The organism is Enterococcus sp. AZ196 (genome assembly GCF_050498845.1).
In the GTDB taxonomy this organism is placed as follows: domain Bacteria; phylum Bacillota; class Bacilli; order Lactobacillales; family Enterococcaceae; genus Enterococcus_A; species Enterococcus_A murrayae.
The window spans coordinates 2,235,474-2,247,719 of sequence record NZ_JBIPAM010000001.1 but is presented as its reverse complement, the minus strand read 5'-3'; the positions used below and the strand labels follow the sequence as shown (position 1 = coordinate 2,247,719).

At 40.0% G+C, this 12,246-nt stretch carries 25 protein-coding genes; all 25 read left to right on the top strand.

What is annotated here, in order from left to right:
• Window positions 1–2: 2 nt before the first annotated feature.
• The 25 genes from rplB (at window position 3) to rplQ (ending at window position 12,026) form a co-directional block, all read left to right on the top strand.
• Window positions 3–836 (top strand): 50S ribosomal protein L2, encoded by an 834-nt coding sequence (gene rplB, locus IGI67_RS10730; protein WP_207107470.1) that lies wholly within the window; start codon window positions 3–5, stop codon window positions 834–836.
• A 42-nt stretch (window positions 837–878) separates the two neighbouring features.
• Window positions 879–1,157: a 30S ribosomal protein S19 gene (gene rpsS, locus IGI67_RS10725; protein WP_010742754.1), complete on the top strand. Its 279-nt coding sequence runs from the start codon at window positions 879–881 to the stop codon at window positions 1,155–1,157.
• A gap of 21 nt (window positions 1,158–1,178) precedes the next feature.
• Window positions 1,179–1,526, top strand: a complete 348-nt coding sequence (gene rplV, locus IGI67_RS10720) for a 50S ribosomal protein L22 (RefSeq protein WP_010742755.1) — start codon at window positions 1,179–1,181, stop codon at window positions 1,524–1,526.
• A 13-nt stretch (window positions 1,527–1,539) separates the two neighbouring features.
• Complete coding sequence (gene rpsC, locus IGI67_RS10715; protein WP_088934192.1) at window positions 1,540–2,196, top strand: 30S ribosomal protein S3; 657 nt, start codon at window positions 1,540–1,542, stop codon at window positions 2,194–2,196.
• Window positions 2,197–2,198: 2 nt separating this feature from the next.
• Entirely contained in the window at window positions 2,199–2,633 is a 435-nt protein-coding gene (gene rplP / locus IGI67_RS10710; protein ID WP_010747211.1) for a 50S ribosomal protein L16, read from the top strand.
• Complete coding sequence (rpmC, locus tag IGI67_RS10705) at window positions 2,623–2,814, top strand: 50S ribosomal protein L29 (RefSeq protein ID WP_010747210.1); 192 nt, start codon at window positions 2,623–2,625, stop codon at window positions 2,812–2,814. Before rplP ends, rpmC begins: the two co-directional genes overlap by 11 nt.
• A gap of 21 nt (window positions 2,815–2,835) precedes the next feature.
• Window positions 2,836–3,102, top strand: coding sequence for a 30S ribosomal protein S17 (rpsQ, locus tag IGI67_RS10700; protein ID WP_010742759.1), 267 nt, complete (start codon window positions 2,836–2,838; stop codon window positions 3,100–3,102).
• A gap of 55 nt (window positions 3,103–3,157) precedes the next feature.
• Window positions 3,158–3,526 carry a 50S ribosomal protein L14 gene (gene rplN, locus IGI67_RS10695; protein WP_010742760.1) on the top strand — a complete coding sequence of 123 codons (369 nt, stop codon included), beginning with the start codon at window positions 3,158–3,160 and terminating at the stop codon, window positions 3,524–3,526.
• Window positions 3,527–3,561: 35 nt separating this feature from the next.
• Entirely contained in the window at window positions 3,562–3,873 is a 312-nt protein-coding gene (gene rplX / locus IGI67_RS10690; RefSeq protein ID WP_207107471.1) for a 50S ribosomal protein L24, read from the top strand.
• Between the two features lie 26 nt (window positions 3,874–3,899).
• A complete protein-coding gene (gene rplE, locus IGI67_RS10685) occupies window positions 3,900–4,439 on the top strand; it encodes a 50S ribosomal protein L5 (RefSeq protein WP_010742762.1) in 540 nt (179 codons plus the stop codon).
• A gap of 17 nt (window positions 4,440–4,456) precedes the next feature.
• Window positions 4,457–4,642, top strand: coding sequence for a type Z 30S ribosomal protein S14 (locus tag IGI67_RS10680; RefSeq protein ID WP_028020384.1), 186 nt, complete (start codon window positions 4,457–4,459; stop codon window positions 4,640–4,642).
• 32 nt (window positions 4,643–4,674) lie between these two features.
• Window positions 4,675–5,073 (top strand): 30S ribosomal protein S8, encoded by a 399-nt coding sequence (gene rpsH, locus IGI67_RS10675; protein WP_010747206.1) that lies wholly within the window; start codon window positions 4,675–4,677, stop codon window positions 5,071–5,073.
• A 31-nt stretch (window positions 5,074–5,104) separates the two neighbouring features.
• Window positions 5,105–5,641 carry a 50S ribosomal protein L6 gene (gene rplF / locus IGI67_RS10670; RefSeq protein WP_207107472.1) on the top strand — a complete coding sequence of 179 codons (537 nt, stop codon included), beginning with the start codon at window positions 5,105–5,107 and terminating at the stop codon, window positions 5,639–5,641.
• Between the two features lie 52 nt (window positions 5,642–5,693).
• On the top strand, window positions 5,694–6,050 hold the full coding sequence (rplR, locus tag IGI67_RS10665) for a 50S ribosomal protein L18 (RefSeq protein WP_010747204.1): 357 nt from the start codon (window positions 5,694–5,696) through the stop codon (window positions 6,048–6,050).
• Between the two features lie 20 nt (window positions 6,051–6,070).
• Window positions 6,071–6,571 (top strand): 30S ribosomal protein S5, encoded by a 501-nt coding sequence (gene rpsE, locus IGI67_RS10660; RefSeq protein ID WP_010747203.1) that lies wholly within the window; start codon window positions 6,071–6,073, stop codon window positions 6,569–6,571.
• A 14-nt stretch (window positions 6,572–6,585) separates the two neighbouring features.
• Window positions 6,586–6,765 (top strand): 50S ribosomal protein L30, encoded by a 180-nt coding sequence (gene rpmD, locus IGI67_RS10655; protein ID WP_010747202.1) that lies wholly within the window; start codon window positions 6,586–6,588, stop codon window positions 6,763–6,765.
• 41 nt (window positions 6,766–6,806) lie between these two features.
• Window positions 6,807–7,247, top strand: a complete 441-nt coding sequence (gene rplO / locus IGI67_RS10650) for a 50S ribosomal protein L15 (RefSeq protein WP_010782047.1) — start codon at window positions 6,807–6,809, stop codon at window positions 7,245–7,247.
• A complete protein-coding gene (gene secY / locus IGI67_RS10645; RefSeq protein WP_429957686.1) occupies window positions 7,247–8,548 on the top strand; it encodes a preprotein translocase subunit SecY in 1,302 nt (433 codons plus the stop codon). Before rplO ends, secY begins: the two co-directional genes overlap by 1 nt.
• A 62-nt stretch (window positions 8,549–8,610) precedes the next feature.
• The gene (locus tag IGI67_RS10640; RefSeq protein WP_207107474.1) at window positions 8,611–9,258 is read left to right on the top strand and encodes an adenylate kinase; all 648 of its coding nucleotides are present in this window, start codon (window positions 8,611–8,613) and stop codon (window positions 9,256–9,258) included.
• Between the two features lie 174 nt (window positions 9,259–9,432).
• The gene (infA, locus tag IGI67_RS10635; RefSeq protein WP_010742771.1) at window positions 9,433–9,651 is read left to right on the top strand and encodes a translation initiation factor IF-1; all 219 of its coding nucleotides are present in this window, start codon (window positions 9,433–9,435) and stop codon (window positions 9,649–9,651) included.
• 33 nt (window positions 9,652–9,684) lie between these two features.
• Window positions 9,685–9,801 (top strand): 50S ribosomal protein L36, encoded by a 117-nt coding sequence (gene rpmJ / locus IGI67_RS10630; RefSeq protein ID WP_010742772.1) that lies wholly within the window; start codon window positions 9,685–9,687, stop codon window positions 9,799–9,801.
• A gap of 18 nt (window positions 9,802–9,819) precedes the next feature.
• Entirely contained in the window at window positions 9,820–10,185 is a 366-nt protein-coding gene (gene rpsM / locus IGI67_RS10625; RefSeq protein WP_146622764.1) for a 30S ribosomal protein S13, read from the top strand.
• A 24-nt stretch (window positions 10,186–10,209) separates the two neighbouring features.
• On the top strand, window positions 10,210–10,599 hold the full coding sequence (rpsK, locus tag IGI67_RS10620; RefSeq protein WP_016179483.1) for a 30S ribosomal protein S11: 390 nt from the start codon (window positions 10,210–10,212) through the stop codon (window positions 10,597–10,599).
• A gap of 80 nt (window positions 10,600–10,679) precedes the next feature.
• Window positions 10,680–11,618 (top strand): DNA-directed RNA polymerase subunit alpha, encoded by a 939-nt coding sequence (locus tag IGI67_RS10615; protein ID WP_010747196.1) that lies wholly within the window; start codon window positions 10,680–10,682, stop codon window positions 11,616–11,618.
• Window positions 11,619–11,645: 27 nt separating this feature from the next.
• Window positions 11,646–12,026, top strand: a complete 381-nt coding sequence (rplQ, locus tag IGI67_RS10610) for a 50S ribosomal protein L17 (RefSeq protein ID WP_207107475.1) — start codon at window positions 11,646–11,648, stop codon at window positions 12,024–12,026.
• Window positions 12,027–12,246: the final 220 nt, after the last annotated feature.

The following is a 12,246-nucleotide window of genomic DNA, read 5'->3' as shown; positions in this document are numbered from 1 at the left end:
ACGTGGCGATTAAGAAGTACAAACCAACCACAAATGGCCGTCGTAATATGACAAGTTCTGACTTTGCTGAGATCACTACTAGCACGCCAGAAAAAACTTTGTTAGAGCCATTAAAAAATAATGCTGGCCGCAACAACAACGGTCGCATTACTGTACGTCACCAAGGCGGCGGACACAAACGCCAATATCGTGTGATTGATTTCAAACGTAATAAAGATGATATCGTTGCAACCGTTCAAACGATCGAATACGATCCAAACCGTTCAGCGAATATTGCATTAGTTCACTATACAGACGGAGTGAAGGCTTACATTTTAGCCCCTAAAGGTCTAGAAGTTGGCATGACACTCGTTTCAGGGAAAGATGCAGATATCAAAATCGGGAATGCTTTACCACTAGAAAATATTCCAGTTGGTACTGTTGTTCACAACATTGAAATGAAACCCGGCAAAGGCGGACAATTAATCCGTTCAGCTGGTACAAGTGCTCAAGTACTTGGTAAAGAAGGAAAATACGTATTAGTACGTTTAAACTCTGGCGAAGTTCGCATGATCTTAGCTACTTGCCGTGCTACTATCGGTTCTGTTGGTAACGAACAACACGAATTAATCAATATCGGTAAAGCTGGTCGTTCTCGTTGGATGCGTAAACGCCCAACTGTACGTGGTAGCGTAATGAACCCTAACGATCACCCACATGGTGGTGGTGAAGGTAAAGCTCCAGTTGGACGTAAAGCTCCTGTATCTCCTTGGGGACAACCTGCATTGGGGTATAAAACTCGTAATAAGAAAGCTGCATCAGACAAGCTTATCGTACGTCGTCGCAAGACTAAATAGAACCATTGACTATGTGTCGCATATTTTGAGAGGAGGTACACCATGGGTCGTAGTTTGAAAAAAGGACCTTTCGTCGATGATCATTTGATGAAAAAGGTTGAAGCGCAACAAGGTGTTGAAAAGAAAAAAGTTATCAAAACTTGGTCTCGTCGTTCAACAATTTTCCCTAGTTTTGTAGGATTTACAATTGCTGTTTATGACGGACGCAAACATGTGCCAGTTTACATCCAAGAAGACATGGTAGGACATAAATTAGGTGAATTTGCACCATCAAGAACTTATCGTGGACATGCCGCCGACGATAAGAAAACAAGACGTTAATTTTGAGGGGAGGATATTAACATGGCAGAACAAATTACATCAGCTAAGGCAACTGCGAAAACAGTTCGCACTTCTCCTCGTAAAGCACGTTTAGTAATCGATCTTATCAGAGGAAAAAGCGTAGCAGAAGCAATTTCAATCTTGAAATTCACACCAAATAAATCTGCAGGAATCATCGAAAAAGTTATGATGTCAGCAGTTGCTAACGCAGAAAACAACTTTGACTTAGATGTTGAAAATTTGGTAGTTTCTGAAGCATTTGTTAACGAAGGACCAACAATGAAACGTTTCCGTCCGCGTGCAAAAGGTTCAGCTTCACCAATCAACAAACGTACAAGTCATATTACCGTTGTGGTATCAGAAAAATAAGGAGGGATAATCAGTGGGTCAAAAAGTAAATCCTATTGGAATGCGTGTAGGCATCATCCGTGAGTGGGATGCTAAATGGTATGCCGAAAAAGAGTATGCTGAATTTCTACACGAAGATTTGAGAATCCGTAAGTTCATCGCAACTAAACTTGCTGATGCCGCTGTGTCAACTGTTGAAATCGAACGTGCAGCAAATCGCGTAAACATTTCAATTCACACAGCCAAACCTGGTATGGTTATCGGTAAAGGCGGATCTGAAGTTGAGAGCCTAAGAAAAGAATTAAATAAATTAACTGGTAAACGAGTTCACATTAACATCGTTGAAATCAAAAAACCAGATTTAGATGCAAAATTAGTCGGTGAAGGAATCGCGCGTCAATTAGAAAACCGTGTTGCTTTCCGTCGTGCACAAAAACAAGCAATCCAACGTACAATGCGTTCAGGCGCAAAAGGAATCAAAACTCAAGTATCTGGTCGTTTGAATGGTGCGGATATCGCTCGTTCAGAAGGATACTCTGAAGGAACAGTTCCTCTTCATACATTGCGTGCCGACATTGATTACGCATGGGAAGAAGCAGATACAACATACGGAAAACTAGGAGTTAAAGTGTGGATTTATCGTGGAGAAATTCTTCCTACAAAGAAAAACACTAAGAAAGGAGGGAAATAATCATGTTAGTACCTAAACGTGTAAAACACCGTCGTGAATTCCGCGGTAAAATGCGTGGGGAAGCTAAAGGTGGTAAAGAAATCGCATTTGGAGAATATGGCTTACAAGCTGTTGATTCACATTGGATTACTAACCGCCAAATTGAAGCTGCCCGTATTGCAATGACTCGTTACATGAAACGTGGTGGGAAAGTATGGATTAAAATTTTCCCTCACAAATCTTATACTGCCAAAGCAATTGGTGTACGTATGGGATCTGGTAAAGGTGCTCCTGAAGGCTGGGTTTCACCAGTTAAACGCGGTAAGATCATGTTTGAAATCGCCGGCGTTCCTGAAGAAGTTGCTCGTGAAGCATTACGTCTTGCTTCTCACAAGTTACCAATGAAGACTAAGATCGTAAAACGTGAGGAAATGGGTGGTGAATCGAATGAAGGTTAAAGAAATCAGAGAATTAACCACTGCCGAAATGCTAGATCAAGAAAAACAATTGAAAGAAGAATTGTTCAATCTTAGATTTCAATTAGCAACAGGTCAATTAGAAAACACTGCACGTATTAAAGAAGTACGTAAATCGATTGCACGCATCAAAACTGTGTTGCGTGAACAAGCTGACAAATAGTGGAAGGAGGCCATTTCCAGTATGACTGAAGAAAGAAATCAACGTAAGGTTTATCAAGGACGCGTGGTATCTGACAAAATGGATAAGACGATCACTGTTGTCGTTGAAACCAAAAAGAACCATCCAATCTACGGTAAACGTATGAAATATTCTAAAAAATACAAAGCTCACGATGAGAACAATGAAGCAAAAATTGGTGATATCGTGAAAATCATGGAAACTCGTCCATTATCAGCTACCAAACGTTTCCGTCTGGTTGAAATCGTTGAAAAAGCAGTGATTATCTAATCACACGAGATTTTCCTATATAGATGTTTCTTAAATCTGAAAGGAGGATACAAAAGTGATCCAAGCAGAAAGCCGTTTAAAAATCGCGGACAACTCAGGCGCTCGTGAAATTTTAACTATTAAAGTTCTTGGCGGATCTGGTCGCAAAACTGCTAATATCGGTGATGTGATTGTTGCTACGGTTAAACAAGCAACGCCAGGTGGTGTTGTCAAAAAGGGCGATGTGGTTAAAGCCGTTATCGTTCGAACTAAATCAGGCGCTCGTCGTACTGACGGTTCTTATATCAAATTTGATGAAAATGCAGCTGTTATCATTCGTGATGACAAGAGCCCAAGAGGAACACGTATCTTCGGACCTGTCGCTCGTGAACTACGCGAAGGCAACTTCATGAAGATCGTTTCATTGGCACCGGAAGTATTATAATCGAAAGATTCAACCAAAGGAGGTGCGCAACAGTAATGTTCGTTAAAAAAGGCGATAAAGTAAAAGTTATCTCTGGTAAAGACAGAAATAAAGAAGGCGTAGTATTAGAAGCCCTTCCTAAACAAGATAAAGTCGTTGTTGAAGGCATCAATGTCGTAAAAAAACATAAAAAAGCCTCTCAAGAAGCCCCTCAAGGCGGAATCGTTGAGGTAGAAGCACCAATTCATGCTTCTAACGTTATGGTGATTGATCCTTCAAATGGAGAAGCGACACGCGTTGGCTATAAAGTGGTTGACGGTAAGAAAGTCCGCGTTTCTAAGAAAACCGGCGAAGCTCTAGATAAATAATTAAACAAGGAAGGAGGATCTTATAGATGAACCGCCTAAAAGAAAAATTTGTAAGTGAAATTACACCATCTTTGATGGAAAAATTTAACTATGATTCAGTGATGGAAGTTCCTAAAGTTGAAAAAATCGTTATCAACATGGGTGTTGGTGATGCGGTATCAAATGCAAAAAACTTAGACAAAGCTGTTGAAGAATTAGCGTTGATTTCTGGTCAAAAACCAATTATCACAAAAGCTAAAAAATCAATCGCTGGTTTCCGTTTGCGCGAAGGAATGCCTATCGGTGCGAAAGTAACACTACGTGGAGAAAGAATGTATGAATTCTTAGACAAATTAGTGTCTGTATCACTTCCCCGTGTACGTGACTTCCACGGAGTAAGCAAAAAATCCTTTGACGGCCGTGGTAACTTTACTTTAGGTGTTAAAGAACAATTGATCTTCCCTGAAGTAGATTATGATTTAGTTGATAAAGTCCGCGGTATGGATATCGTTGTTGTTACAACTGCTAAAACCGACGAAGAATCTCGCGAATTATTAACACAACTTGGAATGCCATTCCAAAAATAATCAAGGAGGCGAAAAAATTGGCTAAAAAATCAATGATTGCTAAAAACAAACGCCCTGCAAAACATTCAACGCAAGAGTATACTCGCTGCGAACGTTGCGGACGTCCACATTCAGTTTATCGTAAATTTCATCTTTGCCGTATTTGCTTCCGCGAACTTGCCTACAAAGGTCAAATTCCCGGCGTGAAGAAAGCTAGCTGGTAAAATAAACTCGCATAAAGGAGGTAAATAGTTCAATGGTCATGACAGATCCAATTGCAGATTTTCTAACTCGTATTCGTAACGCCAACATGGTAAAGCACGATTCAGTAGAAGTGCCTGCTTCAAAAATCAAACGTGACATCGCAGAAATCCTTAAACGTGAAGGATTCGTACGTGATGTTGAATATATCGAAGATGACAAACAAGGCATGATCCGTGTTTTCCTTAAATACGGTAAAAATGACGAGCGTGTTATCACGAACTTAAAACGTATCTCTAAACCAGGCTTGCGTGCTTATGTCAAAGCTGACGAAGTGCCAAAAGTATTAAATGGTTTAGGTATCGCAATCATCTCTACTTCTGAAGGTTTAGTAACCGACAAAGAAGCTAGAGGTAAAAACGTCGGCGGCGAAGTGCTAGCTTACGTTTGGTAAGATCAAACAATCCATGAGGAGGTGTCTTTAAGTGAGCCGTATTGGTAATAAATTAGTCGTTTTACCTGCTGGAGTTGAAGTAGCTCAAAACGGAAACGACATTACTGTTAAAGGACCTAAAGGTGAATTAACTCGTACTTTTTCTTCCGATATCAAAATGAGCATCGAAGGAAATGAAGTAACATTTACTCGTCCAAATGACAGCAAAGAAATGAAAACAATCCACGGAACAACTCGTGCAAACTTCAATAACATGGTTGTTGGTGTTTCAGAAGGGTTCCAAAAAGCATTAGAATTAATCGGGGTTGGGTACCGTGCACAATTACAAGGTTCAAAACTTGTATTGAACGTTGGTTACTCACATCCAGTTGAAATGGTAGCTCCAGAAGGCGTTACAATCGAAGTTCCTTCGAATACACAAGTAATCGTTAAGGGATCAGATAAAGAAGTAGTAGGCGAATTAGCTGCGAAAATCCGCGGAACTCGTCCTCCAGAACCTTACAAAGGCAAAGGTATTCGTTATGTTGGTGAATATGTACGCCGTAAAGAAGGTAAAACTGGTAAATAGTAGGTCAAACCTACACGCGGCTTAGGCCAGCTTAATTAAAGAGGTGACAATTGTGATTACAAAACCAGATAAAAATAAAACACGCCAAAAGCGCCACATGCGTGTCCGTAACAAAATCTCTGGTACTGCTGAGTGCCCACGCTTGAACGTTTTTCGTTCTAACAAAAACATCTACGCGCAAGTAATTGATGACGTAGCGGGTGTGACGCTAGCAAGTGCCTCTGCCTTGGATAAAGAAATTTCAGGTGGAACAAAAACTGAACAAGCACAAGCTGTTGGGAAATTAGTAGCAGAACGTGCATCAGAAAAAGGTATTAAGAAAGTAGTCTTTGACCGTGGTGGATACCTTTACCATGGCCGTGTAGCAGCTTTAGCTGAAGCAGCACGCGAAAATGGACTAGAATTTTAGGAGAAGGAGGAACACCATTCATGGTTTATATCGATCCAAAACATTTGGAATTAGAAGACCGCGTTGTAGCGATCAACCGTGTTACTAAAGTTGTTAAAGGTGGACGTCGTCTACGTTTTGCAGCACTAGTTGTTGTCGGTGACAAAAACGGTCACGTAGGCTTTGGTACAGGGAAAGCTCAAGAAGTACCTGAAGCAATTCGCAAAGCAATCGAAGACGCTAAGAAAAACCTAGTCGAAGTACCAATGGTAGGAACTACACTTCCTCACGAAGTTATTGGTGTATTCGGCGGCGGACGCATCTTGATGAAACCAGCCGTTGAAGGTTCTGGAGTTGCCGCTGGTGGACCAGTTCGTGCCGTCTTGGAATTAGCTGGGGTTGCCGATGTAACTTCTAAATCTTTAGGTTCAAACACACCAATCAACGTTGTTCGCGCGACTGTTGAAGGTTTAACTCAATTGAAAAAAGCAGAAGAAGTGGCACAATTACGTGGCATCTCTGTTGAAAACTTAGCTAATTAAGGAGGACGAATGAAATGGCTGAATTAAAAATTACTTTAAAACGCAGTATTATCGGACGTCCTCAAAACCAACGTGACACTGTTAAAGCGTTGGGTCTTAAAAAAATGAACAGCACAGTTGTTAAACCTGCTAATGATGCAATCAAAGGTATGGTAAACACAGTGTCTCATTTAGTGGACGTAGAAGAAGTTTAATAAAACAATGATGATTAAAATCTAAGGAGGTGCCCAATATAATGAAACTTCATGAATTACAACCTGCCGAAGGTTCACGTAAAGTTCGCAACCGCGTTGGTCGTGGTACTTCATCAGGTAACGGAAAAACAGCTGGACGTGGTCAAAAAGGTCAAAAGGCTCGTTCAGGCGGTGGTGTACGTCTAGGATTTGAAGGTGGTCAAACTCCTTTATTCCGTCGTCTACCAAAACGCGGATTTACTAATGTGAATCGTAAAGAATACGCTGTAATCAATTTGGATGTCTTAAATCGTTTTGAAGATGGAACTGAAGTAACACCAGTTGCTTTAGTTGAAGCTGGAATCGTGAAAAACGAAAAAGCTGGAATCAAAGTTTTAGGAAACGGATCATTAGATAAAAAACTAACCGTTAAAGCAGCTAAATTCTCTAAACATGCTCAAGAAACAATTGAAGCTGCTGGTGGTTCAATCGAGGTGATTTAATGTTCAAACTTTTAAAAGATTCTTTCAAAGTTCAGAACATCCGATCACGGATCCTTTTTACCGTCTTAATGTTGCTAATTTTTCGGCTAGGTGCTCAGATTACTGTGCCGGGAGTTGATGCACATGGATTGCAAGGCTTAAGCGAAATGCCATTTTTCAGAATGCTGAATATGGTGAGTGGTTCAGCCATGCAAAACTTTTCAATCTTCTCAATGGGAGTTTCGCCATACATCACTGCTTCAATTGTGATTCAGTTGTTGCAGATGGATATCATTCCTAAATTTGTTGAATGGTCAAAACAAGGTGAAGTCGGACGCAAAAAATTAAACCAAGCAACTCGCTATTTAACTTTAGTCCTGGCTTTTATTCAGTCTGTAAGTATTACTGCTGGATTTGACTATTTTGCACAATTTGGATTTGTACCAAACCGCAATGTTCAGACTTTTGTTACAATTGGTATTATTCTTACCGCAGGAACTATGTTTGTTACGTGGTTAGGAGAACAGATCACTGAAAAAGGAATCAGTAATGGTGTATCTATGATTATCTTTGCAGGTATCATTTCTCGATTACCGCAAAGTATTAAAGATATCTATGACGATTATTTCGTAAACATTGATTCTGGTGATATTTGGAAGTCAGTTATTTTTGTTGTAATTTTACTTATTGCTATTGTGGTAATAGTTGTTTTTGTAACGTATTTCCAACAAGCAGAAAGAAAAATTCCTATACAATATACAAAACAAGTCGTTGGCGCTCCAACAAGCAGTTATTTGCCATTAAAAGTAAATGCTGCCGGGGTTATTCCAGTTATTTTTGCTAGCTCGTTTATTGCTACGCCGAATGCGGTGTTACAGGCGTTGGCTAGTAAGTACAGTGCGGAAGGCTGGTACGATGTTTTAACGAAATTATTCAGTTATAACACGGTTCCAGGAGCTGCGATTTATACTGTTCTGATTGTTGCTTTCACCTTTTTCTATGCATTTGTTCAGGTTAATCCTGAAAAATTAGCAGAGAACTTACAAAAGCAAGGAAGTTATATTCCTCGTGTAAGACCAGGGAAAGGGACAGAAGAATATGTTTCTGCAATTTTGATGCGTTTAAGTGTGGTTGGTGCTATTTTCTTAGGATTGATCGCCCTGATTCCAATTATCGCACAAATGATTTGGAACTTGCCTCAATCAATTGGTTTAGGTGGTACCAGTCTTTTGATTGTAGTTGGTGTTGCGCTAGAAACTGCAAAACAATTAGAAGGACTCATGTTGAAACGGCGTTACGTCGGATTCATGGATGAAGAGTAGATTCGTGTGTTGAGGTTTCCCCTCAACGCCGTTCTCGCTTCAAATATTTAGGAGGGAAAGCAATGAACCTGATCTTAATGGGACTGCCAGGGGCAGGAAAAGGGACACAAGCAGAAAGAATTGTTGCAACGTACAATATTCCGCATATTAGCACGGGGGATATGTTCCGAGAAGCAATCAAAAACGAGACAACACTCGGATTGAAAGCAAAATCTTATATGGATGCAGGGGATTTGGTCCCAGATGAAGTTACTAACGGTATCGTGAAGGAACGTTTAGCTCAAAAAGATACTGAAAAAGGTTTCTTATTGGACGGGTTCCCTCGTACTTTAGATCAAGCCAAAGCATTAGCCGAAATGTTAACGGACTTGAACAAAAAGATTGATGCTGTGATTGAAATTCAAGTAGCAGAAGAAGTGTTAGTTGAACGTTTGGCAGGACGCTTCATGTGCCGTAATTGCGGTGCAACTTATCATAAAGTCTTCAACCCTACAAAAGTAGAAGATACTTGCGACCGCTGTGGTGGTCATGAGTTTTACCAACGTGAAGATGATAAGCCAGAAACAGTTAAAAATCGTCTCTCTGTAAACATTAAAAACAGTGAACCAATTTTAGCTTATTATGAAGAAGAAGGTCTGTTATATCCAGTTGATGGAGATCGTGAAATTGATGCCGTATTTGCGGATGTAGAAAAGATTATCGAAAAATAATTTTGCCTGCCGACTTGAGATGCAGTTTATCTTGCCAAGTTCGATGTTTTATGATAGAATTTGTCAGTCCGACTTCTAGATTTTTAGAAGTTAACTTTAGAATTAGGGTGGGAACTGCAGTTTCCGCCATTTTATCGTGTGAAAATGCGAAACAACTACAAGGAGGTACTCTGCGTGGCAAAAGAAGATATGATTGAAATCGAAGGAACAGTCGTCGAAACTTTGCCGAATGCAATGTTTAAAGTCGAATTGGAAAATGGACACGAAGTTCTTGCACACGTATCTGGTAAAATCCGGATGTATTATATTCGAATCTTACCTGGAGATAAGGTTACTGTTGAACTTTCTCCCTATGATTTGAGCCGTGGTCGCATTACCTATCGCTTTAAGTAAGTTGTACTCCGTAAAACTTCAGGAGGTATAATCATGAAAGTAAGACCATCAGTAAAACCAATGTGTGAACATTGTAAAGTCATTCGTCGTAATGGACGTGTTATGGTGATTTGCCCAGCAAACCCAAAACATAAACAACGTCAAGGATAATTGGAGGTGTAATTAAGTATGGCTCGTATTGCAGGAGTAGATATTCCTCGTGATAAACGCGTGGTAATTTCTCTTACTTATATTTTCGGTATTGGAAATACTACAGCGAAACAAATTTTGGCCGATGCAGGCGTTTCAGAAGATATTCGTGTACGTGATTTAACAAACGAACAAACTGACGCTATCCGTGCTGAAGTTGATAAATTAAAAGTTGAAGGCGATCTTCGTCGTGAAACTAACTTAAACATCAAACGTTTGATGGAAATCGGTTCTTACCGTGGAATCCGTCATCGTCGTGGGTTGCCAACACGTGGACAAAACACGAAGAACAACGCTCGTACTCGTAAAGGCCCAGCTCGCGCTATTGCCGGTAAGAAAAAATAATTAGTGAAGGAGGTATAAAACTTCATGGTAGCAAAGAAAGTCAATCGTAAGCGTCGTGTGAAAAAGAATATCGAAACAGGTATTGCTCATATTCATTCGACTTTCAATAATACAATCGTCATGATTACTGATGCAAGCGGTAATGCCGTAGCATGGTCATCTGCAGGTTCATTAGGCTTCAAAGGTAGTAAGAAATCTACACCTTTCGCTGCTCAAATGGCTGCTGAAACAGCAACAAAAGCTGCAATGGAACATGGATTGAAAAGTGTTGAAGTAACTGTTAAAGGACCTGGTTCTGGTCGTGAAGCAGCGATTCGTTCATTGCAAGCAACTGGTTTAGAAGTAACTGCAATTCGTGACGTGACTCCAGTACCTCATAATGGATGCCGCCCTCCAAAACGCCGTCGTGTTTAATGAGTGCCTCTTTTCTATGAGTTTTACAGGAACGTCATTGAACAAGACACTTTTCGTTTTGAAAGGGGTAAAAGACAAGAATGATTGAATTCGAAAAACCAAGAATCACAAAAATTGATGAAGACAGAGATTATGGCAAGTTCGTTGTTGAACCTTTGGAAAGAGGTTATGGAACTACTTTAGGTAATTCTCTACGTCGTATTCTACTTTCTTCTTTACCGGGCGCTGCCATTACTAATATTCAAATCGATGGTGTGTTACACGAATTTTCAACCATCAAAGGTGTAAGAGAAGACGTTGTACAAATCATTTTGAATATCAAAGGTTTGGCTTTGAAATTATTCGCTGAAGAAGAAAAAACCCTTGAGATCGATATTACTGGACCAGCTACGGTAACTGCCGGCGATATTATCGTTGACAGCGACGTTGAAATCTTGAATAAAGATATGTACATTTGTACTGTTGCTGAAGGAGCGACATTCCATGCGCGCTTAACAGTAAAACCTGGTCGAGGCTATGTTCAAGCAGACGAAAATAAAAAGGAAGATATGCCAATCGGTGTGCTTCCAGTCGATTCTATCTATACACCAGTACGCAAAGTAAACTATCAAGTTGAAAATACACGTGTTGGTCGTCGTGATGATTTCGATAAATTAACGATGGAAATTTGGACTGATGGATCAATCATTGCTCAAGAAGCATTGAGCCTTGCAGCGAAAATTTTAACTGAACATTTAGATATTTTTGTAAATCTTACAGATGAAGCGAAAAACGCTGAAATCATGGTTGAAAAAGAAGAAACACAAAAAGAAAAAATGTTAGAAATGACCATCGAAGAACTAGACTTGTCTGTACGTTCGTACAATTGCTTGAAACGTGCTGGAATTAATACGGTTCAAGAATTAACGAATAAGTCTGAACCTGAAATGATCAAAGTACGTAATTTGGGTCGTAAATCACTTGAAGAAGTGAAAGCTAAATTGCATGATCTTGGATTAGGACTACGTAAAGACGATTAATATTGTTTACAAAGGAGGGAAACCTACGTGAGTTATCGTAAATTAGGACGCACATCTAGCCAACGTAAAGCGATGTTGCGTGACTTAACAACTGACTTAATTATCAACGAACGTATCGTGACGACTGAAGCTCGTGCGAAAGAAGTTCGTTCAACTGCTGAAAAGATGATTACCTTAGGAAAACGCGGGGATCTTCATGCACGTCGTCAAGCTGCTAGCTTTGTACGTAATGAAGTTGCTGAAATTCGCGAAGAAAACGAAGAAGTTGTTGTTGAATCTGCATTGCAAAAATTATTCAATGACATTGCGCCTCGTTATGCTGAACGTCAAGGGGGATACACTCGTATCTTGAAAACTGAACCTCGTCGTGGCGACAACGCCCCTATGGTTGTTTTAGAACTTGTATAATAATCACTCTTCACTTTATAGATGATTCTTTTAGAGTGTTATGATGTTGGAGATTTTCTCCGAGTCTAGCTCAGCGCCGCTTCCCAGAATGACTGGGAAGCCGGCACTCATCATAAAGTGTTTTTTTATACCCAAAATTACTGTCAAGACAGATAGGTATACAAAAGCATTTTATTGAGTATCAAGGATTGATAAAACGTGGCTTTTTTGCTAGGCTTAG

Excerpts from the sequence above, each read along its gene's own strand:
- rpsS (WP_010742754.1), top strand. The coding sequence starts at position 879 with ATGGGTCGTAGTTTGAAAAAAGGACCTTTCGTCGATGATCATTTGATG.
- rplV (WP_010742755.1), top strand. The coding sequence starts at position 1,179 with ATGGCAGAACAAATTACATCAGCTAAGGCAACTGCGAAAACAGTTCGC.
- rplP (WP_010747211.1), top strand. The coding sequence starts at position 2,199 with ATGTTAGTACCTAAACGTGTAAAACACCGTCGTGAATTCCGCGGTAAA.
- rpmC (WP_010747210.1), top strand. The coding sequence starts at position 2,623 with ATGAAGGTTAAAGAAATCAGAGAATTAACCACTGCCGAAATGCTAGAT.
- rpsQ (WP_010742759.1), top strand. The coding sequence starts at position 2,836 with ATGACTGAAGAAAGAAATCAACGTAAGGTTTATCAAGGACGCGTGGTA.
- rplX (WP_207107471.1), top strand. The coding sequence starts at position 3,562 with ATGTTCGTTAAAAAAGGCGATAAAGTAAAAGTTATCTCTGGTAAAGAC.
- rplE (WP_010742762.1), top strand. The coding sequence starts at position 3,900 with ATGAACCGCCTAAAAGAAAAATTTGTAAGTGAAATTACACCATCTTTG.
- rpsH (WP_010747206.1), top strand. The coding sequence starts at position 4,675 with ATGGTCATGACAGATCCAATTGCAGATTTTCTAACTCGTATTCGTAAC.
- rpsE (WP_010747203.1), top strand. The coding sequence starts at position 6,071 with ATGGTTTATATCGATCCAAAACATTTGGAATTAGAAGACCGCGTTGTA.
- rpmD (WP_010747202.1), top strand. The coding sequence starts at position 6,586 with ATGGCTGAATTAAAAATTACTTTAAAACGCAGTATTATCGGACGTCCT.
- rplO (WP_010782047.1), top strand. The coding sequence starts at position 6,807 with ATGAAACTTCATGAATTACAACCTGCCGAAGGTTCACGTAAAGTTCGC.
- secY (WP_429957686.1), top strand. The coding sequence starts at position 7,247 with ATGTTCAAACTTTTAAAAGATTCTTTCAAAGTTCAGAACATCCGATCA.
- IGI67_RS10640 (WP_207107474.1), top strand. The coding sequence starts at position 8,611 with ATGAACCTGATCTTAATGGGACTGCCAGGGGCAGGAAAAGGGACACAA.
- rpmJ (WP_010742772.1), top strand. The coding sequence starts at position 9,685 with ATGAAAGTAAGACCATCAGTAAAACCAATGTGTGAACATTGTAAAGTC.
- rpsM (WP_146622764.1), top strand. The coding sequence starts at position 9,820 with ATGGCTCGTATTGCAGGAGTAGATATTCCTCGTGATAAACGCGTGGTA.
- rpsK (WP_016179483.1), top strand. The coding sequence starts at position 10,210 with ATGGTAGCAAAGAAAGTCAATCGTAAGCGTCGTGTGAAAAAGAATATC.
- IGI67_RS10615 (WP_010747196.1), top strand. The coding sequence starts at position 10,680 with ATGATTGAATTCGAAAAACCAAGAATCACAAAAATTGATGAAGACAGA.